Raw genomic sequence first — 22,202 nt, forward strand, 5'->3', positions numbered from 1 at the left:
TGCTCTGCCGGTTAGGGCAGTTGTGGTGTTGTTATTTAGTTTTGTGTTTTGTTCCCTGCAACGAAACCGGTTTGGTTTGTTGTTTGGGAACCACATAGTGGACGCAAGCAGTCTTGTTATCTTTTTACCAGCCCCGTGGTTGCAAACGCTTTTGAAACCGTTTGCAGGGGTGGTGTGTGGTGTAAGTTATCGGCCTATTAGTACCGGTCAGCTTCACGAGTCGTTAGTCCTCGCTTCCACATCCGGCCTATCAACCCAGTGGTCTGGCTGGGGGCCTCTCACACACAAGGTGTATGGAAATCTCATCTCGAAGCGAGCTTCCCGCTTAGATGCTTTCAGCGGTTATCCCATCCGAACGTAGCTAATCAGCGGTGCACTTGGCAGTACAACTGACACACCAGAGGTTCGTCCGTCCCGGTCCTCTCGTACTAAGGACAGCCCTTCTCAAATTTCCTGCGCGCGCAGCGGATAGGGACCGAACTGTCTCACGACGTTCTAAACCCAGCTCGCGTACCGCTTTAATGGGCGAACAGCCCAACCCTTGGGACCTACTCCAGCCCCAGGATGCGACGAGCCGACATCGAGGTGCCAAACCATGCCGTCGATATGGACTCTTGGGCAAGATCAGCCTGTTATCCCCGAGGTACCTTTTATCCGTTGAGCGACGGCCATTCCACAATGTACCGCCGGATCACTAGTCCCGACTTTCGTCCCTGCTCGAGATGTCTCTCTCACAGTCAAGCTCCCTTGTGCACTTACACTCGACACCTGATTGCCAACCAGGCTGAGGGAACCTTTGGGCGCCTCCGTTACTTTTTAGGAGGCAACCGCCCCAGTTAAACTACCCATCAGGCACTGTCCCTGACCCGGATTACGGGCCGAAGTTAGATGTCCAAAGTGACCAGAGTGGTATTTCAACGATGACTCCACCCGAACTGGCGTCCGGGCTTCAACGTCTCCCACCTATCCTACACAAGCCACTCCGAACACCAATACCAAACTATAGTAAAGGTCTCGGGGTCTTTCCGTCCTGCTGCGCGTAACGAGCATCTTTACTCGTACTGCAATTTCGCCGAGTTTATGGTTGAGACAGCGGGGAAGTCGTTACTCCATTCGTGCAGGTCGGAACTTACCCGACAAGGAATTTCGCTACCTTAGGATGGTTATAGTTACCACCGCCGTTTACTGGGGCTTGAATTCTCAGCTTCGCCGTGAGGCTAACCGGTCCTCTTAACCTTCCAGCACCGGGCAGGAGTCAGTCCGTATACATCGTCTTGCGACTTCGCACGGACCTGTGTTTTTAGTAAACAGTCGCTTCCCCCTGGTCTCTGCGGCCCCGATCCCCTCCGGACAGCGTGTGTCCATCAAGGTTGGGGCCCCCCTTCTCCCGAAGTTACGGGGGCATTTTGCCGAGTTCCTTAACCATAATTCTCTCGATCGCCTTAGTATTCTCTACCTGATCACCTGTGTCGGTTTGGGGTACGGGCGGCTAAAACCTCGCGTCGATGCTTTTCTCGGCAGCATAGGATCACCAAATCCCCCCGTGAGGGGGTCCCATCAGATCTCAGGCATCATGAACAGCGGATTTGCCTACCGTTCGCCCTACATCCTTAGACCGGGACAACCATCGCCCGGCTTGGCTACCTTCCTGCGTCACACCTGTTAATACGCTTACCTCCCAGGATCAGGTCCCGCGCTCCACCAAAACCCTCACACCACAAGGGTGATCGGGCAGGTCTCGGGCAGTTAGTATCCCCTGTTCAGCATGGACGGTTTTTCGCCGGTACGGGAATATCAACCCGTTGTCCATCGACTACGCCTGTCGGCCTCGCCTTAGGTCCCGACTTACCCAGGGCAGATTAGCTTGACCCTGGAACCCTTGATCATTCGGCGGACGGGTTTCTCACCCGTCTTTCGCTACTCATGCCTGCATTCTCACTCGTGTAGGCTCCACCGCTGGTTTACACCGCGACTTCACTGCCCACACGACGCTCCCCTACCCATCCAGACGCCTGAACCACAAGGGCTTAGCTAATATCTGAATGCCACAACTTCGGCGGTGTACTTGAGCCCCGCTACATTGTCGGCGCGGAATCACTTGACCAGTGAGCTATTACGCACTCTTTTAAGGATGGCTGCTTCTAAGCCAACCTCCTGGTTGTCTTCGCAACTCCACATCCTTTCCCACTTAGCACACGCTTAGGGGCCTTAGTTGGTGGTCTGGGCTGTTTCCCTCTCGACTATGAAGCTTATCCCCCACAGTCTCACTGCTGCGCTCTCACTTACCGGCATTCGGAGTTTGGCTGACGTCAGTAACCTTGTAGGGCCCATTAGCCATCCAGTAGCTCTACCTCCGGTAAGAAACACGCAACGCTGCACCTAAATGCATTTCGGGGAGAACCAGCTATCACGAAGTTTGATTGGCCTTTCACCCCTACCCACAGCTCATCCCCTCCATTTTCAACTGAAGTGGGTTCGGTCCTCCACGACGTCTTACCGTCGCTTCAACCTGGCCATGGGTAGATCACTTCGCTTCGGGTCTAGATCACGCCACTGCAACGCCCTATTCAGACTCGCTTTCGCTACGGCTTCCCCACACGGGTTAACCTCGCGACGTAACACTAACTCGCAGGCTCATTCTTCAAAAGGCACGCCGTCACAGCTACAAGGCTGCTCCGACGGATTGTAAGCACACGGTTTCAGGTACTGTTTCACTCCCCTCCCGGGGTACTTTTCACCTTTCCCTCACGGTACTGGTCCGCTATCGGTCATTAGGGAGTATTTAGGCTTATCAGGTGGTCCTGACAGATTCGCACGGGATTTCTCGGGCCCCGTGCTACTTGGGATACTCTCCAGGCGGTACAAAACATTTCGGTTACGGGGCTCCCACCCTCTCTGGCCGGCCTTTCAAGACCGTTCACCTATGCCTGCACATCACACCCCACTGTCCCGGCAGAGACAGAACGGAAAGTCCCACAACCCCGACCATGCAACGCCCGCCGGCTATCACACATGGAACGGTTTAGCCTGATCCGCTTTCGCTCGCCACTACTCACGGAATCACTATTGTTTTCTCTTCCTGCGGGTACTGAGATGTTTCACTTCCCCGCGTTCCCTCCACGCACCCTATGTGTTCAGATGCGGGTCACCAGATCACTCGCGCGTCTGGCGGGGTTTCCCCATTCGGACACCCTGGGATCACAGTCCGGTTATCGACTCCCCCAGGCTTATCGCAGATTCCTACGTCCTTCTTCGGCTCCTAATGCCAAGGCATCCACCGTGTGCTCTTAAAAACTTGACCACAAAAGATCAATCAGTAATTTACGAGAGAACCATGAAAACCAACCACACCCCAACACCCCAAAGGGCATCAACAGCGCAGCCAGATCCAGGTTCATATTCTTGGAAATTGCTTCTTATAAAAGATGCTCGCGTCCACTATGTAGTTCTCAAACAACAACCCCAAACCACACACCCCACACACACCCCCAAAAGGGCAACCGTGTGATCGGTGCAGCCAGGAAACCAGAAACAAACAAACCCGGAAAAAACACACCACAGCCAAAACCATGATCTTTTCCCACCGGCCCTGTTGCCTCAGGACCCAACAGTGTGCCAAACACTAAACCACCCAAACCACACCCCACCGTTCCAGGACACCCGCACTTCAAAGAAGAACAGGACATCCGTACTAGATAAGGCATAAACCAGGCAGCCGCTATTTGTTGATATTCCACCCATGAGCACCCGCCGCAGAACTTGCGTCTGCGCAACGGGCATATACTCCTGACAAACCCCCACCACGCATACACGCGGCAATGGTTTGTAGGTGCTCCTTAGAAAGGAGGTGATCCAGCCGCACCTTCCGGTACGGCTACCTTGTTACGACTTAGTCCCAATCGCCAGTCCCACCTTCGACAGCTCCCTCCCACAAGGGGTTAGGCCACCGGCTTCGGGTGTTACCAACTTTCGTGACTTGACGGGCGGTGTGTACAAGGCCCGGGAACGTATTCACCGCAGCGTTGCTGATCTGCGATTACTAGCGACTCCGACTTCATGGGGTCGAGTTGCAGACCCCAATCCGAACTGAGACCGGCTTTTTGGGATTAGCTCCACCTCACAGTATCGCAACCCTTTGTACCGGCCATTGTAGCATGCGTGAAGCCCAAGACATAAGGGGCATGATGATTTGACGTCGTCCCCACCTTCCTCCGAGTTGACCCCGGCAGTCTCCTATGAGTCCCCGCCATCACGCGCTGGCAACATAGAACGAGGGTTGCGCTCGTTGCGGGACTTAACCCAACATCTCACGACACGAGCTGACGACAACCATGCACCACCTGTGAACCGGCCCCAAAGGGGAAACCACATTTCTGCGGCGATCCGGTCCATGTCAAGCCTTGGTAAGGTTCTTCGCGTTGCATCGAATTAATCCGCATGCTCCGCCGCTTGTGCGGGCCCCCGTCAATTCCTTTGAGTTTTAGCCTTGCGGCCGTACTCCCCAGGCGGGGCACTTAATGCGTTAGCTACGGCGCGGAAAACGTGGAATGTCCCCCACACCTAGTGCCCAACGTTTACGGCATGGACTACCAGGGTATCTAATCCTGTTCGCTCCCCATGCTTTCGCTCCTCAGCGTCAGTTAATGCCCAGAGACCTGCCTTCGCCATCGGTGTTCCTCCTGATATCTGCGCATTTCACCGCTACACCAGGAATTCCAGTCTCCCCTACATCACTCTAGTCTGCCCGTACCCACCGCAGATCCGGAGTTGAGCCCCGGACTTTCACGGCAGACGCGACAAACCGCCTACGAGCTCTTTACGCCCAATAATTCCGGATAACGCTTGCGCCCTACGTATTACCGCGGCTGCTGGCACGTAGTTAGCCGGCGCTTCTTCTGCAGGTACCGTCACTTTCGCTTCTTCCCTACTGAAAGAGGTTTACAACCCGAAGGCCGTCATCCCTCACGCGGCGTCGCTGCATCAGGCTTTCGCCCATTGTGCAATATTCCCCACTGCTGCCTCCCGTAGGAGTCTGGGCCGTGTCTCAGTCCCAGTGTGGCCGGTCACCCTCTCAGGCCGGCTACCCGTCGTCGCCTTGGTGAGCCATTACCTCACCAACAAGCTGATAGGCCGCGAGTCCATCCAAAACCACAAAAAGCTTTCCACCCCCCACCATGCGATGAGGAGTCATATCCGGTATTAGACCCAGTTTCCCAGGCTTATCCCAGAGTTAAGGGCAGGTTACTCACGTGTTACTCACCCGTTCGCCACTAATCCACCCACAAGTGGGCTTCATCGTTCGACTTGCATGTGTTAAGCACGCCGCCAGCGTTCATCCTGAGCCAGGATCAAACTCTCCGTTGAAGTAAAACAAAAACAGACACAACCACCAACCCCGGGAAAACGGGATAAAACGGCTGCACAAAATTTGAAACCAGCTGTAAAAACCAAACCAACCACGGGGTGGTCAGTCCGGCAAATTCAACCAATTCATATAAAATAAACCGGTATCAACAAACTTGGCACACTATTGAGTTCTCAAACAACAGACACACCCGGCACCACCACAACCCCTCAAGGGCCGCGGATCGCTCCGGAGCAACTTTTCAAACTTACCCGATTCCTGGAAGCTTTGCAAATCAGCGTTTCCGCGATTCAAGCTTCACATAATCGGCCCCACCCGGCTCCGGCACGCTAATAAGCGAGCCATTTTCAGGCTGTTGAAGAAGGGGGTCGGTCGCTATTTTTCCGCGTCAGCGGCGGCGACTCAGAAAACAATACACGGCCGGAACCGCAACGGCAAATCACCCCCGATGGCCTGCAGGTGACCCCCGGAACCCGTGTAATTCCGCGGATTCCGGGGGTCTCGATGGCTGTTGCGCGGGGAAGTCAGCGAAACCCGTTCTTATGGAGTGGGTCACATTGGCTGAACGTCGGTCCGGCAGCGTCAGTCCCGCATGGTCAACACCACTGAGAAGTCAGCTTCCTGCGGCTTCAGCCGGTACGGCTCCAGGGCGCCGGGCCCGCAGGCTGCCGTTCCCACCCCGCGCATCACGTGGTCAATGTAGACGTAGCTCCGGCCATCGGCGAGCAGATCAGTCCGGTGGGTGGCTGAGTCAAGGACATCCTGGCCATAAGGGCGGACCGTCAAAGCGAAGGGGCTGCCGGCAATTTCAAGACTGCCGGCGTCGAGCTCCAGGCCCGCCTTGCGGACGCCGGACCTCGCACCCGATTCCTGCGGACGGACATAGTCGACGTCCATCTCCGCCAGCGGCAGCTGAAACCAGCCTGTCCTGGCACCCTGACCGGTATCCGCATAGCTCTGGTGCGGGCCTTGGCCGAACCAGCTCACGGTGTTCGTCTGAGTGCCCAGCACCATTTCGAGCCCGATCCGCGCCCACTCCACACCGTGGCCGGCGTTGGTCCAATCCCCATCCGGCCGTACCTGGGTCCGCAGGTTCACGCTTTGACCGTCGCTGCTCCACGAATAATCCACCAGCACGCCGAACTGCTTGTCGGCAGCGCCCATCCGGGTGCGGACCGTCAGCACCTCCCCGCCGTCCGGGGAGGGAACCGCGGAGATGCCCAGCAGGCGGCTGTGGAGCCGGTTGAGCCCGGCTTCCTTCCATTGGGTGGCCAGCGGGCGCCGGTCAGGGCCGGTCCATTCGCCGCCCATGTCATTGTCCGTGGGAGCCCACCAGAGCACGAGTCGCAGGTGGTCCACCGGTACGGCGCCGATCGAGGTGGGCAGCCCCGAGAGACGGTCGAACACCACCGGGCCCAGCCGAAGTTCACTTTCCTCAACCTGCACAGTTTCGGTTGCAAAAGGCTCCTCGCTGGCTGCAAGGCCCTGAACGGCCTGGCCCCAAGCCAGTTCATGACCAGCGGCCGCCCAATCGGCGTCAGCAGCAAGGACTGCACTGACGGTGAGGACTGACGGCCGTCCTTCACCCAGCCCGGCAAGGCCGGCGGGGAGTTCCACACGCGTGTCGGATCGGGGCGGCAGTGGCGCAAGGGCCACGGGGCCGCCGTCGAGCGTCACGCCGTCGGACTCCACCACGTATCGGAAGGTGAACGCCGAGGTATCCGCGAAGTCAAAGCCGTTGCGCACAGTGAATCCGGACCAGTCCTCGTCCACCTCGATTTTCAGCGGCTCGATGACCTTCTTGAAGTCAAGCAGCCCGGGCCGGGGCTTCCGGTTAGCGTCCACGAGGCCGTCAGTGACAAAGTTGCCGTCGTGAACTTCCTCACCGAAGTCACCGCCGTACGCAAAGTGCTCCTGGCCGTCCTCGTCCGTGACCGTAATGCCATGCTCGAGCCACTCCCACACGAAGCCGCCCATCAGCCGTGGGTAGCGGTCGAACAGCTCCTGGTACTCGGACATTCCTCCCGGACCGTTGCCCATGGCATGGACGTACTCGCAGAGGACGAAAGGCATGGCACGGCGCCGGGCGTCAAGCGCGGGATCCTCGAGGGCCTCCTCCAGGCCTTGGCCGATCAACGCAGTTTCCGCCTGGTTGGCATACATTCGGGAATATACATCCACGTAGGCGCAGGTCCAGTCACCCTCGTAGTGGATGGGCCGTGAGGGATCCCGGTCCTTGGTCCAGCGCGACATCGCCTCCAGGTTACGGCCAGTGCCGGCCTCGTTCCCGAGGGACCACATGATGACGGCGGCGTGGTTTTTGTCCCGTTCCACCGTACGGCGCATCCTGTCCAGCAGGGCCGGCTCCCACTGCGGATCATCGCTGGGGTTCTGGTTCCAGCCGGCACTGACAAAGCCATGGGTCTCCAGGTCGCACTCGAGCACAACGTAGAAGCCCAGCTGGTCCGCCAGGGCAAGAAAATCGGGGTGCGGCGGGTAGTGCGAAGTCCGGATGGCATTGATGTTGTGCTGCTTCATGAGCCGGAGCTCGGCTTCCACCACCTCCCGGGGCACTACCTTGCCCAGGCGCGGATGATGCTCATGCCGGTTGACGCCGCGCAACAGGATCCGCTGCCCGTTCACTTTGAACTGGGCGTCCTCGATGGTGATGCTGCGGAAGCCGATCTGCAGCTCAACCGTTACCCCGGGGGTGCTGACGGTGGCCTCATAGAGCCGCGGCAGTTCCGCAGACCAAGGCGAAATGTCCTTGAGGCGGTGTTCAGAGCCGGCGGCCAATTCGAGCCCCAGCTCCGGGATGCGTACGACGGCGTCAATCGCCTCACCGTCCCGGCTCACCTCCACACGCAGGATTCCTTCGCCGGTGTGATGGTCATAATCCGCATGGACAAACGCGTCATCAATGCCCTGTTCGGGCCTGGCCTGCAGGGTGACATCCCGGAAGATGCCGGGGAGCCACCACATATCCTGGTCCTCCGTGTACGTGGCAGCGGAAAACTGGGCTACGCGTACAGCCAGGAGGTTTTTGCCTTCAACGAGGATCCCGGACACGTCAAACTCGTGGGCAAGCCGGCTGCCGCGGGTTGTGCCCAGTTCCGTCCCGTTCAACCACACGGTGCCCGCGGACTCGATGCCGTCAAACCGGAGAATGGCACGCGGCTGGAACTCCGCTCCGGCGTGGAACTCCACCAGGTGGTCGCCGATGGGGTTTGTCTCCGGGACATGAGGGGGTTCCACCGGGAAGGGGAACTGTACGTTGGTGTACCACGGTGAGCCGTGTCCGTGCATGGGCCAGCTCGACGGCACGGGAAGCCCGGTAAATCCGTCCGTGCTCCGTCTCAGCTGCCAGCCGTCCTCCGGTGCCTGCCGGATGCCCGGGCTCAGCCGAAACTGCCAGTCACCGTTCAGTGACTGTCGGGGGGCGTCGCTGTGCAGGTACGCGCGTGCCGGCAGGGTTCCCCGGGCTGGCTGAACCGAGGCCAGCTCCTGGATTGCGTCTGCGCCAATTTCCAGGGCGCGGCCTTGGGCGGCAGTGCCCTGGCTGCTCTGTGCGGGTACTTCGGTCTCTGCCGCTGCCGGCGCGGAGGGTGACTGAACTGACATGGATATTCCTTGCTCCAGAGTGGTGGGAGTACCGCCTCAGACCCGGACTGTGGAAGTCTCGTGAACGTTCACGGTTTTGGAAAATTCTATCCCCTGCCACACAGATTTGGTAGGCCCCGGCTAAGCCGACTGACGGAGGACAAGGTCATGCCTCAGCATCAAATCGGCATCAGAGCTGCCTGGCACAATCGATCCGGACAGTAAACCCTCAAGAAGGTCGACGGCGGTCCGGCCCACGTCGCGCAGGTTCATAGACAAGGTAGTCAGTTCAGGGGTCACCAGCTCACCCAGCGGGATGCCGTCCATTCCTATCACGGCGCAGTCATCTGGCACGCTGCGTCCACTTCCAGCCAGTGCCTTCAGGACGCCGGCAGCCATCAGATCGTTAAAAGCCACCACTCCGTCCAGTCCCGGATGGCGTGACAGCAGATCCTCGACGGCATGACGTGAGGGTTGGGCCGCCTCGGTGGAATGGGCCACTATGAGCCCGATTCCACGTTCCTCGGCCACTCCCGCCACCGCTGCGCCCCGCGCCGTCAGTGACCCTTCCATCCCGGAATCCAGGTAGGCGATCTCCCGGCAGCCCCGCGTCACCAAGTGGTCCAGCGCGAGCCTGGCTGCATGGGGGTAATCGAATGAGATCCTCCCGGCAGCCATATAGGGATGATCCAGGACAACGGCGGGACGCCGTCCCAGCATGGCTTGCGCCGCCTCCGAGTCCGGTCCAAGGTATCCGATGACTGCATCGACCTGAGGGGCGAGCCGGGCGACGGCGTCCAGCGCACTGCTGGTGCCGTGACCAAAATCATCCATCACCACATTCCAGCCCCGCTGTGTGGCCATCTCCACCACACTTGACGCAAACGCCGGAAAGTACGGGTTGGTGAGATCCGGGATGGCCAGCCCCACGGAGGTGTGTGCTCCCTGGACCAGCCCTCTTGCGTACCTGCTTGGCGTATAGCCAAGCTCCCGAGCCAACTCCTGGACACGCTCGCGCGTTTCCTGCCTGATGCCCGGCATATCGTTCATGGCCCTGGTGACGGTCTGCCGCGAGACTCCTGCAGCGGCCGCCACGTCCAGGATTGTCGCGCGTTTTGCCCGGTGGATACGCGAAGTGGAGGTCATAGATCGTAAGTCTAGTTTGGCGGAACGCTCTCGCAGGTCCTGCGGGCTGTGGCGGGACGCTCTCGGGCCCTGGGGGTGTGGCGGTGCCGGCGGTGTGGGAGTGGAGGAAAGGGTGAGGGGTTCTGGGGGTTTTGGGTGTTTAAATGGGTCAGGCCCCGACGTGTGTGTCGGGGCCTGAGCCTAATGTTTGTCCGGCGGTGTCCTACTCTCCCACACCCTCCCGGGTGCAGTACCATCGGCGCTGTGGGTCTTAGCTTCCGGGTTCGGAATGGGACCGGGCGTTTCCCCCACGCTATGACCGCCGTAACCCTTGTACCCGTCCCCCGTGGTGGGGGTGGGAAGTCTGGTGGTTACAACATGTTCTGCCGGTTAAGGCAGTTGTGGTGTTGTTATTTTGTTGTGTTTTTTGTTCCCTGCAACGAAACCGGTTTGGTTTGTTGTTTGGGAACCACATAGTGGACGCAAGCAGTCTTGTTATCTTTTTACCGATGCTTGGTGTGAACGTCTTTTGAATGCCGTTCACGCATTGGTGTGTGGTGTAAGTTATCGGCCTATTAGTACCGGTCAGCTTCACGAGTCGTTAGTCCTCGCTTCCACATCCGGCCTATCAACCCAGTGGTCTGGCTGGGGGCCTCTCACACACAAGGTGTATGGAAATCTCATCTCGAAGCGAGCTTCCCGCTTAGATGCTTTCAGCGGTTATCCCATCCGAACGTAGCTAATCAGCGGTGCACTTGGCAGTACAACTGACACACCAGAGGTTCGTCCGTCCCGGTCCTCTCGTACTAAGGACAGCCCTTCTCAAATTTCCTGCGCGCGCAGCGGATAGGGACCGAACTGTCTCACGACGTTCTAAACCCAGCTCGCGTACCGCTTTAATGGGCGAACAGCCCAACCCTTGGGACCTACTCCAGCCCCAGGATGCGACGAGCCGACATCGAGGTGCCAAACCATGCCGTCGATATGGACTCTTGGGCAAGATCAGCCTGTTATCCCCGAGGTACCTTTTATCCGTTGAGCGACGGCCATTCCACAATGTACCGCCGGATCACTAGTCCCGACTTTCGTCCCTGCTCGAGATGTCTCTCTCACAGTCAAGCTCCCTTGTGCACTTACACTCGACACCTGATTGCCAACCAGGCTGAGGGAACCTTTGGGCGCCTCCGTTACTTTTTAGGAGGCAACCGCCCCAGTTAAACTACCCATCAGGCACTGTCCCTGACCCGGATTACGGGCCGAAGTTAGATGTCCAAAGTGACCAGAGTGGTATTTCAACGATGACTCCACCCGAACTGGCGTCCGGGCTTCAACGTCTCCCACCTATCCTACACAAGCCACTCCGAACACCAATACCAAACTATAGTAAAGGTCTCGGGGTCTTTCCGTCCTGCTGCGCGTAACGAGCATCTTTACTCGTACTGCAATTTCGCCGAGTTTATGGTTGAGACAGCGGGGAAGTCGTTACTCCATTCGTGCAGGTCGGAACTTACCCGACAAGGAATTTCGCTACCTTAGGATGGTTATAGTTACCACCGCCGTTTACTGGGGCTTGAATTCTCAGCTTCGCCGTGAGGCTAACCGGTCCTCTTAACCTTCCAGCACCGGGCAGGAGTCAGTCCGTATACATCGTCTTGCGACTTCGCACGGACCTGTGTTTTTAGTAAACAGTCGCTTCCCCCTGGTCTCTGCGGCCCCGATCCCCTCCGGACAGCATGTGTCCATCAAGGTTGGGGCCCCCCTTCTCCCGAAGTTACGGGGGCATTTTGCCGAGTTCCTTAACCATAATTCTCTCGATCGCCTTAGTATTCTCTACCTGATCACCTGTGTCGGTTTGGGGTACGGGCGGCTAAAACCTCGCGTCGATGCTTTTCTCGGCAGCATAGGATCACCAAATCCCCCCGTGAGGGGGTCCCATCAGATCTCAGGCATCATGAACAGCGGATTTGCCTACCGTTCGCCCTACATCCTTAGACCGGGACAACCATCGCCCGGCTTGGCTACCTTCCTGCGTCACACCTGTTAATACGCTTACCTCCCAGGATCAGGTCCCGCGCTCCACCAAAACCCTCACACCACAAGGGTGATCGGGCAGGTCTCGGGCAGTTAGTATCCCCTGTTCAGCATGGACGGTTTTTCGCCGGTACGGGAATATCAACCCGTTGTCCATCGACTACGCCTGTCGGCCTCGCCTTAGGTCCCGACTTACCCAGGGCAGATTAGCTTGACCCTGGAACCCTTGATCATTCGGCGGACGGGTTTCTCACCCGTCTTTCGCTACTCATGCCTGCATTCTCACTCGTGTAGGCTCCACCGCTGGTTTACACCGCGACTTCACTGCCCACACGACGCTCCCCTACCCATCCAGACGCCTGAACCACAAGGGCTTAGCTAATATCTGAATGCCACAACTTCGGCGGTGTACTTGAGCCCCGCTACATTGTCGGCGCGGAATCACTTGACCAGTGAGCTATTACGCACTCTTTTAAGGATGGCTGCTTCTAAGCCAACCTCCTGGTTGTCTTCGCAACTCCACATCCTTTCCCACTTAGCACACGCTTAGGGGCCTTAGTTGGTGGTCTGGGCTGTTTCCCTCTCGACTATGAAGCTTATCCCCCACAGTCTCACTGCTGCGCTCTCACTTACCGGCATTCGGAGTTTGGCTGACGTCAGTAACCTTGTAGGGCCCATTAGCCATCCAGTAGCTCTACCTCCGGTAAGAAACACGCAACGCTGCACCTAAATGCATTTCGGGGAGAACCAGCTATCACGAAGTTTGATTGGCCTTTCACCCCTACCCACAGCTCATCCCCTCCATTTTCAACTGAAGTGGGTTCGGTCCTCCACGACGTCTTACCGTCGCTTCAACCTGGCCATGGGTAGATCACTTCGCTTCGGGTCTAGATCACGCCACTGCAACGCCCTATTCAGACTCGCTTTCGCTACGGCTTCCCCACACGGGTTAACCTCGCGACGTAACACTAACTCGCAGGCTCATTCTTCAAAAGGCACGCCGTCACAGCTACAAGGCTGCTCCGACGGATTGTAAGCACACGGTTTCAGGTACTGTTTCACTCCCCTCCCGGGGTACTTTTCACCTTTCCCTCACGGTACTGGTCCGCTATCGGTCATTAGGGAGTATTTAGGCTTATCAGGTGGTCCTGACAGATTCGCACGGGATTTCTCGGGCCCCGTGCTACTTGGGATACTCTCCAGGCGGTACAAAACATTTCGGTTACGGGGCTCCCACCCTCTCTGGCCGGCCTTTCAAGACCGTTCACCTATGCCTGCACATCACACCCCACTGTCCCGGCAGAGACAGAACGGAAAGTCCCACAACCCCGACCATGCAACGCCCGCCGGCTATCACACATGGAACGGTTTAGCCTGATCCGCTTTCGCTCGCCACTACTCACGGAATCACTATTGTTTTCTCTTCCTGCGGGTACTGAGATGTTTCACTTCCCCGCGTTCCCTCCACGCACCCTATGTGTTCAGATGCGGGTCACCAGATCACTCGCGCGTCTGGCGGGGTTTCCCCATTCGGACACCCTGGGATCACAGTCCGGTTATCGACTCCCCCAGGCTTATCGCAGATTCCTACGTCCTTCTTCGGCTCCTAATGCCAAGGCATCCACCGTGTGCTCTTAAAAACTTGACCACAAAAGATCAATCAGTAATTTACGAGAGAACCATGAAAACCAACCACACCCCAACACCCCAAAGGGCATCAACAGCGCAGCCAGATCCAGGTTCATATTCTTGGAAATTGCTTCTTATAAAAGATGCTCGCGTCCACTATGTAGTTCTCAAACAACAACCCCAAACCACACACCCCACACACACCCCCAAAAGGGCAACCGTGCGATCGGTGCAGCCAGGAAACCAGAAACAAACAAACCCGGAAAAAACACACCACAGCCAAAACCATGATCTTTTCCCACCGGCCCTGTTGCCTCAGGACCCAACAGTGTGCCAAACACTAAACCACCCAAACCACACCCCACCGTTCCAGGACACCCGCACTTCAAAGAAGAACAGGACATCCGTACTAGATAAGGCATAAACCAGGCAGCCGCTATTTGTTGATATTCCACCCATGAGCACCCGCCGCAGAACTTGCGTCTGCGCAACGGGCATATACTCCTGACAAACCCCCACCACGCATACACGCGGCAATGGTTTGTAGGTGCTCCTTAGAAAGGAGGTGATCCAGCCGCACCTTCCGGTACGGCTACCTTGTTACGACTTAGTCCCAATCGCCAGTCCCACCTTCGACAGCTCCCTCCCACAAGGGGTTAGGCCACCGGCTTCGGGTGTTACCAACTTTCGTGACTTGACGGGCGGTGTGTACAAGGCCCGGGAACGTATTCACCGCAGCGTTGCTGATCTGCGATTACTAGCGACTCCGACTTCATGGGGTCGAGTTGCAGACCCCAATCCGAACTGAGACCGGCTTTTTGGGATTAGCTCCACCTCACAGTATCGCAACCCTTTGTACCGGCCATTGTAGCATGCGTGAAGCCCAAGACATAAGGGGCATGATGATTTGACGTCGTCCCCACCTTCCTCCGAGTTGACCCCGGCAGTCTCCTATGAGTCCCCGCCATCACGCGCTGGCAACATAGAACGAGGGTTGCGCTCGTTGCGGGACTTAACCCAACATCTCACGACACGAGCTGACGACAACCATGCACCACCTGTGAACCGGCCCCAAAGGGGAAACCACATTTCTGCGGCGATCCGGTCCATGTCAAGCCTTGGTAAGGTTCTTCGCGTTGCATCGAATTAATCCGCATGCTCCGCCGCTTGTGCGGGCCCCCGTCAATTCCTTTGAGTTTTAGCCTTGCGGCCGTACTCCCCAGGCGGGGCACTTAATGCGTTAGCTACGGCGCGGAAAACGTGGAATGTCCCCCACACCTAGTGCCCAACGTTTACGGCATGGACTACCAGGGTATCTAATCCTGTTCGCTCCCCATGCTTTCGCTCCTCAGCGTCAGTTAATGCCCAGAGACCTGCCTTCGCCATCGGTGTTCCTCCTGATATCTGCGCATTTCACCGCTACACCAGGAATTCCAGTCTCCCCTACATCACTCTAGTCTGCCCGTACCCACCGCAGATCCGGAGTTGAGCCCCGGACTTTCACGGCAGACGCGACAAACCGCCTACGAGCTCTTTACGCCCAATAATTCCGGATAACGCTTGCGCCCTACGTATTACCGCGGCTGCTGGCACGTAGTTAGCCGGCGCTTCTTCTGCAGGTACCGTCACTTTCGCTTCTTCCCTACTGAAAGAGGTTTACAACCCGAAGGCCGTCATCCCTCACGCGGCGTCGCTGCATCAGGCTTTCGCCCATTGTGCAATATTCCCCACTGCTGCCTCCCGTAGGAGTCTGGGCCGTGTCTCAGTCCCAGTGTGGCCGGTCACCCTCTCAGGCCGGCTACCCGTCGTCGCCTTGGTGAGCCATTACCTCACCAACAAGCTGATAGGCCGCGAGTCCATCCAAAACCACAAAAAGCTTTCCACCCCCCACCATGCGATGAGGAGTCATATCCGGTATTAGACCCAGTTTCCCAGGCTTATCCCAGAGTTAAGGGCAGGTTACTCACGTGTTACTCACCCGTTCGCCACTAATCCACCCACAAGTGGGCTTCATCGTTCGACTTGCATGTGTTAAGCACGCCGCCAGCGTTCATCCTGAGCCAGGATCAAACTCTCCGTTGAAGTAAAACAAAAACAGACACAACCACCAACCCCGGGAAAACGGGATAAAACGGCTGCACAAAATTTGAAACCAGCTGTAAAAACCAAACCAACCACGGGGTGGTCAGTCCGGCCAATTCAACCAATTCATATAAAATAAACCGGTATCAACAAACTTGGCACACTATTGAGTTCTCAAACAACAGACACACCCGGCACCACCACAACCCCTCAAGGGCCGCGGATCGCTCCGGAGCAACTTTTCAAACTTACCCGGTTTCCGGCCCGGTTGCAAATCCATCTTTCAGGACCCGCACCCGGTCAAAAACCATCCTGCACCCGAACTGAAGCACTCTAAAGAGCTACCAGAATCTGGTGTTGAATTTGTGGGTTTCGCCGCCCTGGTAACCAGCTCTTCGCTGTCTCCCTCTGGCGACTAGAAAAACAATACACCCACTCCGCGCCCATCGCAAATCCCCTTCGGAGGGGGCCAAACCCCCGCCGTTACTGGGCTGAAGGGGCCTTGGAAGGCAAAAACCAGGCGCCGTCGTCGTACGGGGTTTCCGTGTCCTGCGACACAGCGGCGGGATGCCCGCAATCGGGCACAGGAAGCATCGCAACATGCAGGCTTAACGCACAGAAGGGCCGGCAACCAAACGGTTGCCGGCCCTTCTCAAGCAGCTGGAATCAGCGGTGCTGAATTACCAGGAAGACTTGGTGATGCCCGGGAGTTCGCCACGGTGAGCCATGTCGCGGAAGCGAACACGGGAGATGCCGAACTTCTGGAAGGTACCGCGGGGGCGGCCGTCGATGATGTCGCGGTTACGCAGACGGATCGGGGACGCGTTGCGGGGCAGCTTCTGCAGGCCGAGGCGTGCAGCTTCGCGTGCTTCGTCGGTAGCGTTGGCGTCGACGAGGGTCTTCTTCAGTTCGAGGCGCTTTGCGGCGTAACGCTCAACGATGACCTTGCGCTGCTCGTTGCGAGCAATCTTTGACTTCTTAGCCATGGTTTAGCGCTCCTCTCGGAATTCGACGTGCTGGCGGATCTTGGGATCGTACTTCTTCAGAACCATGCGGTCCGGATCGTTACGACGGTTCTTGCGGGTTACGTAGGTGTAACCCGTGCCCGCAGTCGACTTGAGCTTGATGATCGGACGTACGTCCTTGTCCTTAGCCATTAGAGCTTCACTCCCCGAGCAAGGATGGAGGCGACGACTACGTCGATGCCGCGCACGTCGATGGTCTTGATGCCACGTGCAGAAACCTGCAGCGTGACGTTACGGCGCAGGGACGGAACCCAGTAGCGCTTCTTCTGAATGTTCGGATCGAACCGACGCTTGTTGCGGCGGTGCGAGTGCGAAATGCTGTGCCCAAAGCCCGGCTCGGCTCCGGTCACTTGGCAGTGTGCTGCCATGACTTCTCCTCAAGAATTGAAAGTAATGATCCGCATATCTGCTGCTGGATCATGCGTCCAAGTGCGACCCAAACTAATCAGGGCGAACGGTTAGTCACGCAACTTGAGCCCCTAACTACCGGCTACCCTGGAGAAAATTACCGGGCCACCGGAGCAATTGCGCACGCTCCGCGCACTTAGCGCCTACCAAGTCTACGAGTTCGAGTAATTAAAGACCAATCCGGCCTCAAAAGGTGTATAAGCAGCTGCCCTGTCAGATGCGGGTCAACTCCGCATATCTGGGCTTCAGTCCGTCGCCGGAAGACCTTCCGGTTACTCGGCGGGCCACCCACGGGGCCGCGAACTCGCGGACCCAGCGGGCGTTGGCGCGAAGGGCTTCCGTCCGGCTCAGTTCCGGTACCGGGGTCATCGGCGGAACCTCGATCGAATGATCGTGTTCCAGGACTGTGAGGACGCGCTTGGCCATGTTGGCATGCCCGGCCACCGACATGTGCATCCGGTCCTGGGCCCACATTCCCCAGTCGTAGTACTCACTGAAACGCCAATAATCCACCAGCAGGGCACCGTGGTCGCCGGCGATTCCGCGGACCAGTTCGTTGTAGATAGCGGTCCGGCCCCGGGTGGTGCCGAAAATCTTCGAACCCCTGGAATCAAAGCCGGTGAACATGACCACGGTGGCGCCCGTGGCGGTCAGCTTGCGGATGCCGGCGTCGTACTCAACCAGGAGATCGTCGATGTCTACCTTGGGGCGAAAAATATCGTTCGCCCCCGCATAAACGGTCACCAGCGTGGGTTTAAGTTCGACGGCGGCGGCCACCTGCTCTGCCATGATTTGGCGCAGTTTCCTCCCGCGGATGGCGAGATTGGCGTAACCGAAACCGGGATCGGCGGCACCCAGCTGTTCGGCTACGCGGTCCGCCCAGCCGCGGACACCATTGGGGCGCGAGGGATCCTCATCGCCGACGCCTTCCGTGAAGGAGTCACCAAGCGCTACGTACCGGGCTGAAAAATCCATAGCGCCAGTGTGTCATCCGTTGCCGGGAGCAACAAAGCCGGGAATGCTGCTCAGCTCTCCCGAAGGATCCAGTGGTCCTCATCGAGGCGTGCCACGACCTTTTCGCCGATACGTGCCAGGTCCAGGACATCCTGCTCGGAGAGGGCGTCCAGGAATAGCTCCCGCACCGACTCGACGTGATCAGGTGCCAGGCTCACGATGGTGGCCATCCCCTCTTCGGTGAGGTGGGCGATGGTGACGCGGGCGTCGTGCGGGTGCGGGCGGCGCTCCACCCACCCCCGCTTCTGGAGTTTGGTCACGACGTGCGAAAGCCTGGACAGGGAGGCACTACTGCGGGCAGCGAGTTCACTCATTGGAAGGAACCGCTCGTCTGCTTCTGACAACATCGCCAGGACGGTGTAGTCGAAAAGGGACAGCTTTCCGGCGACATGCAACTTCGTGTCCAGCGCGGCCGGCAACAGGGTGTTGATGCTTACCAGGGCAAGCCAGGCACGGCGTTCGTCTGCGTTGAGCCAGCGCGGTTCAGTCATGCGTCCATTCTAGGAGTACGGGAGCTTGAGGCTTCAAGTGAGGAGTCCTGCCAGCGGTAAGCTGGAACGCATGTATGTTGTGTCGCTGAGCTACAAAGTGCCCGAGGACATCGTGGAGTTCCATCTTGGAGCCCACGTCGAATGGTTGCAGGAAGCCTTTGACGACGGCGTCTTTGTTGCCGCCGGCCGGAAGGTTCCCCGAACCGGCGGGCTGCTGCTGTCGAGGACCGACCGCGCAACACTGGACGCGAGCCTCGCCAAGGACCCCTTTTACGTGAATGGCGTGGCGGAGTTCGAGGTCATGGAGTTCGCGGCCAACAGGGTGGCCCCTGGTTTTGATAACTTGCTGGACAACTAGCCCTGCTGTTCCGGGGCTCCGGCAGCTCGCTGCCGGAGCAGTTTTTTCAGGCCGCGCTTCGGTGGCACCCGGACAGGCTCGGGCCAGCGCGGGCTAAGCGCATCCCCCAATGTGATGCCCTTGATCTTTCGCCCGAACAGCGGAAGCACCCAGTCATGGACCCAGCGCCGTTGCCGCCTTTCCCATTCCCGCAGGCTCAGCCTCACCGGCGGATCCCACTCCTTGGGACGAATCTTGTGCGGCACGCCGAGTTGGTCCAGGACCTGTCCCGCAAGGTACTTGTGACCCGCCTTGGACATGTGCAGCCGGTCAGCGTCCCACATCCGCCGGTCGTGGAAGGCGTCGAGGCACCAGTAGTCCACCAGCACGGCGCCGTACTCCGCAGCTATCTTGCGCACTCTTTGGTTGTAACTGGTGTTGCGTTTCTTCAGGGGCTCAAGGAGTGCTGAGACTTTGACGTCGAAACCGGTAAAAAGGACAAGGGTTGCTCCGGTTTGGGCCAGCCGCGTCACCATATATTCGTAGTCCGCCATCAGCGCGTCCATGTCGGTGCCGAGGTCCAGGATGTCGTTGCCGCCGGCATACAGCGTAACCAGCGTGGGCCGCATCGCCACGGCCGGTTCCAGCTGCTCGCTGATGATGTGCCGCAGCCGCTTGCTCCTGATGGCCAGGTTGGCGTACCTCCAACCGGGCTGCGCTTTGGCCAACTTTTCTGCTACCCGGTCAGCCCATCCCCGAACGCCATTGGGGAAACGCTCGTCACGGTCACCGACCCCCTCGGTAAACGAATCGCCAAGGGCAACAAAAACCCGCCGCCCATCCCTATCCGGAAGCAAAGGACCAGCACCCATCCCACCAACCTAACCACCCAAGGAAACGCGAGCACGACGCCAGGATGAACAAAAGGTGAGAGAGCGTCAGGCAAAAACCAGCGAAAGCTGAGAGAGCATCACCGAAAACCCAGAAAAAGGTGAGAGAGGGTTTGGTAAGTTGCCCGCACTATCCCAACGTAACCCCAACAGAAAGAGCGCAGGGAAGCCGAGATGAGGCTCAAGTACCCGAGGCACGGCCAGTTGCGTTGTTTTGCGTAGGAGCGCATCGCCGACTGGAGCGCAGTGAAGGCCGTCCGCGGCCGGAACGTAGCGCAGGGAGGTGTCTAAGCGACGGCAAAACGACGCAACTGGCCCGCCCAGCCAGGACCGAGAAGACCTACCCCTCGGCCTTCCCCTGCCGCCAGTACCCCATGAAGGCGACCTGCTTCCGGTCGATCCCCACGTCCCGCACCAAGTACCGACGCATGTCCTTGATGACCGCGGCTTCCCCGGCGATCCAGGCGTAGAAGGGCATGGCGCCGGCAGGCATGTCGGGGTTCTTCGTGGCTTCGATCTCGGCTGTTTCCATCCGGGCTGGAGTCTCCCAGAGGATGTCCACGTCCACATTGACGTCCTCGGGCTCGGGACCGGCGCCGCCGTCGGACTCCTTAATACCCACCCACCCGGGAACCGGGATTGCCTGGCGCACTGCCTGCTGCAGCAGTTCGCCGTGCGGCCGGGACCGTCCGATGGCGGCGCCCCTCGCCAGCCAGGTGATCTGGACGTCGGCGGCGGTCTTGATGTCCAGGAAGTCACCGGCCTGCGGCACCTCGAGGAAGGCGTGACCGCTCATGTACGAGGGCAAGTTCTCGAGGATCGCGGAGATCGCTGGAATGGCTGTTTCATCCCCGGCCAGAAGGACCCGCTGGGCCATACCCGGCCGCCATTCGATGCCCGAATAGATCTCAGCAGTCACGCAGTGCGCGGCGCGGTTGTTGGGGCCGATCATGGTGATGGCGTCACCAGGCTTCGCGTTGAGGGCCCAGTGGGCGGCCGGGCCACCGTGACCGTGGTCGTCGAAGTGCATCACAAAGTCCACGTCGATCTCCGGGTACACCGAATCCAGCCGTGACTGGCGAACGGTGTAGGTACGCATGGAGCCGCGGACCGCCGGGTCCATCGCCAGCCATTCGCGGTACCAGCCGGACTCGGCCATTTCGAAGACCGGCAGCGGAAGCTGCGTGCCGTCCTCGGCCAGGGACGGGATCATAAGCTTGATCCGAAGATCCATGGTGTCGCCGTGGACGCCGAAGTCGCGCAGGGAATAGCCGCCGAAGGTCACCCGGCGGAAGTTGGGGCTGAGCTCCTGCACGGAGGAAACCGTCACTTCAAACGCAAGGGTCATCGGTTCCGTGGAGGCAACATCGCGGGTCTTCATGAAACAAACTCCAGTTCGTTGACGGCTTCATAAGCGGTGGCGTGGTGGCGGCCGATGGGGATGATCAAGGGGGTGCCTGAAACAGGATCGGGAATCACGCGGGACTCCAGTCCGAAGACTTCGCGAACCAGTTCCTCCGTGACAACGTCACCGGGGGCTCCCAGCGCGACCACCGCCCCGGCTTTCATGGCGATGACGTGGTCCGCGTAGCGCGCCGCCAGGTTGAGGTCGTGCAGGACGATGGCCACCGTGGTGCCGCGCCTGCGGTTCAGGTCTGTGACGAGGTCCAGGACTTCCACCTGGTGGGCGAGATCCAGGTAGGTGGTGGGCTCATCCAGCAGCAGCACCTCGGTTTCCTGCGCCAGCGCCATGGCGATCCAGACGCGCTGACGCTGCCCGCCGGACAGCTCGTCCACGTTCCGCCCGGCGAGTTCAAGCGTATCGGTGGCTTCCAGCGCACGCTGCACTGCGGCGTCGTCCTGCTCGGACCAGCTGCGGAAGAAGCCCTGGTGCGGGTAACGTCCCCGGCCCACGAGGTCGCGGACGGTGATGCCGTCCGGAGCCGTGGGGTGCTGCGGGAGGAGCCCCAGGGTGCGGGCAAGTTCGCGGGCCGGCCGGGAGTGGATGTCCTTGCCGTCCAGCGTGACTGAACCCGCCGCGGGTTTGAGGAGCCTGGACAGGCCGCGGAGCAGCGTCGACTTTCCGCAGGCGTTGGCGCCCACGATCATGGTCACCTTGCCCTCGGGGATTTCGGCCGTGAGGCCGTCCACCACGCAGCGCTGATCGTATTTGAGCGTGAGGTCCCGGGCGGTCAGAACTGCCAT

11 protein-coding genes and 5 rRNA genes are annotated in these 22,202 nt (G+C 58.8%); 1 reads left to right on the forward strand and 15 read right to left on the reverse strand.

Features of this window, described 5'->3' with window-relative positions; all coding sequences use genetic code 11:
* Positions 1-176 precede the first annotated feature (176 nt).
* The 12 genes from M1E17_RS22020 to M1E17_RS22075 all read right to left on the reverse strand — a co-directional run bounded on the left by M1E17_RS22020 (position 177) and on the right by M1E17_RS22075 (position 18,770).
* Positions 177-3,301: ribosomal RNA gene (locus tag M1E17_RS22020) — 23S ribosomal RNA — on the reverse strand.
* A gap of 539 nt (positions 3,302-3,840) precedes the next feature.
* Positions 3,841-5,364, reverse strand: a 16S ribosomal RNA gene (locus M1E17_RS22025).
* The 16S and 23S rRNA genes sit together here, the layout of an rRNA operon.
* 583 nt (positions 5,365-5,947) lie before the next feature.
* The gene (locus M1E17_RS22030) at positions 5,948-8,986 is read right to left on the reverse strand and encodes a glycoside hydrolase family 2 TIM barrel-domain containing protein (RefSeq protein ID WP_457964174.1); all 3,039 of its coding nucleotides are present in this window, start codon (positions 8,984-8,986) and stop codon (positions 5,948-5,950) included.
* A 120-nt stretch (positions 8,987-9,106) separates the two neighbouring features.
* Positions 9,107-10,111: a LacI family DNA-binding transcriptional regulator gene (locus tag M1E17_RS22035; RefSeq protein WP_457964176.1), complete on the reverse strand. Its 1,005-nt coding sequence runs from the start codon at positions 10,109-10,111 to the stop codon at positions 9,107-9,109.
* Between the two features lie 189 nt (positions 10,112-10,300).
* Positions 10,301-10,417: ribosomal RNA gene (rrf, locus tag M1E17_RS22040) — 5S ribosomal RNA — on the reverse strand.
* Between the two features lie 227 nt (positions 10,418-10,644).
* Positions 10,645-13,769, reverse strand: a 23S ribosomal RNA gene (locus M1E17_RS22045).
* Between the two features lie 539 nt (positions 13,770-14,308).
* Positions 14,309-15,832: ribosomal RNA gene (locus M1E17_RS22050) — 16S ribosomal RNA — on the reverse strand.
* Between the two features lie 680 nt (positions 15,833-16,512).
* Positions 16,513-16,818 carry a 30S ribosomal protein S14 gene (gene rpsN / locus M1E17_RS22055; protein ID WP_050687445.1) on the reverse strand — a complete coding sequence of 102 codons (306 nt, stop codon included), beginning with the start codon at positions 16,816-16,818 and terminating at the stop codon, positions 16,513-16,515.
* A 3-nt stretch (positions 16,819-16,821) separates the two neighbouring features.
* Positions 16,822-16,989, reverse strand: a complete 168-nt coding sequence (gene rpmG / locus M1E17_RS22060; RefSeq protein WP_013602737.1) for a 50S ribosomal protein L33 — start codon at positions 16,987-16,989, stop codon at positions 16,822-16,824.
* On the reverse strand, positions 16,989-17,225 hold the full coding sequence (gene rpmB, locus M1E17_RS22065; protein WP_108598676.1) for a 50S ribosomal protein L28: 237 nt from the start codon (positions 17,223-17,225) through the stop codon (positions 16,989-16,991). Before rpmB ends, rpmG begins: the two co-directional genes overlap by 1 nt.
* Positions 17,226-17,478: 253 nt before the next feature.
* Complete coding sequence (locus M1E17_RS22070) at positions 17,479-18,240, reverse strand: SGNH/GDSL hydrolase family protein (RefSeq protein ID WP_457964178.1); 762 nt, start codon at positions 18,238-18,240, stop codon at positions 17,479-17,481.
* Positions 18,241-18,290: 50 nt separating this feature from the next.
* Positions 18,291-18,770 carry a MarR family winged helix-turn-helix transcriptional regulator gene (locus tag M1E17_RS22075; protein ID WP_457964180.1) on the reverse strand — a complete coding sequence of 160 codons (480 nt, stop codon included), beginning with the start codon at positions 18,768-18,770 and terminating at the stop codon, positions 18,291-18,293.
* Positions 18,771-18,840: 70 nt separating this feature from the next.
* On the opposite strand from M1E17_RS22075, the gene M1E17_RS22080 reads away from it, so the two are divergent.
* Entirely contained in the window at positions 18,841-19,128 is a 288-nt protein-coding gene (locus M1E17_RS22080; RefSeq protein ID WP_457964182.1) for a YciI family protein, read from the forward strand.
* Here the strand turns inward: M1E17_RS22080 and M1E17_RS22085 are convergent.
* The 3 genes from M1E17_RS22085 to M1E17_RS22095 all read right to left on the reverse strand — a co-directional run bounded on the left by M1E17_RS22085 (position 19,125) and on the right by M1E17_RS22095 (position 22,202).
* Positions 19,125-19,979 carry an SGNH/GDSL hydrolase family protein gene (locus M1E17_RS22085; RefSeq protein WP_457964184.1) on the reverse strand — a complete coding sequence of 285 codons (855 nt, stop codon included), beginning with the start codon at positions 19,977-19,979 and terminating at the stop codon, positions 19,125-19,127. The genes M1E17_RS22080 and M1E17_RS22085 overlap by 4 nt on opposite strands.
* Positions 19,980-20,337: 358 nt before the next feature.
* Positions 20,338-21,378 carry a siderophore-interacting protein gene (locus M1E17_RS22090; RefSeq protein ID WP_457964185.1) on the reverse strand — a complete coding sequence of 347 codons (1,041 nt, stop codon included), beginning with the start codon at positions 21,376-21,378 and terminating at the stop codon, positions 20,338-20,340.
* Positions 21,375-22,202 (reverse strand): ABC transporter ATP-binding protein, encoded by an 828-nt coding sequence (locus M1E17_RS22095; protein WP_457964186.1) that lies wholly within the window; start codon positions 22,200-22,202, stop codon positions 21,375-21,377. Before M1E17_RS22095 ends, M1E17_RS22090 begins: the two co-directional genes overlap by 4 nt.

Source organism: Arthrobacter sp. D1-29, assembly GCF_054130585.1.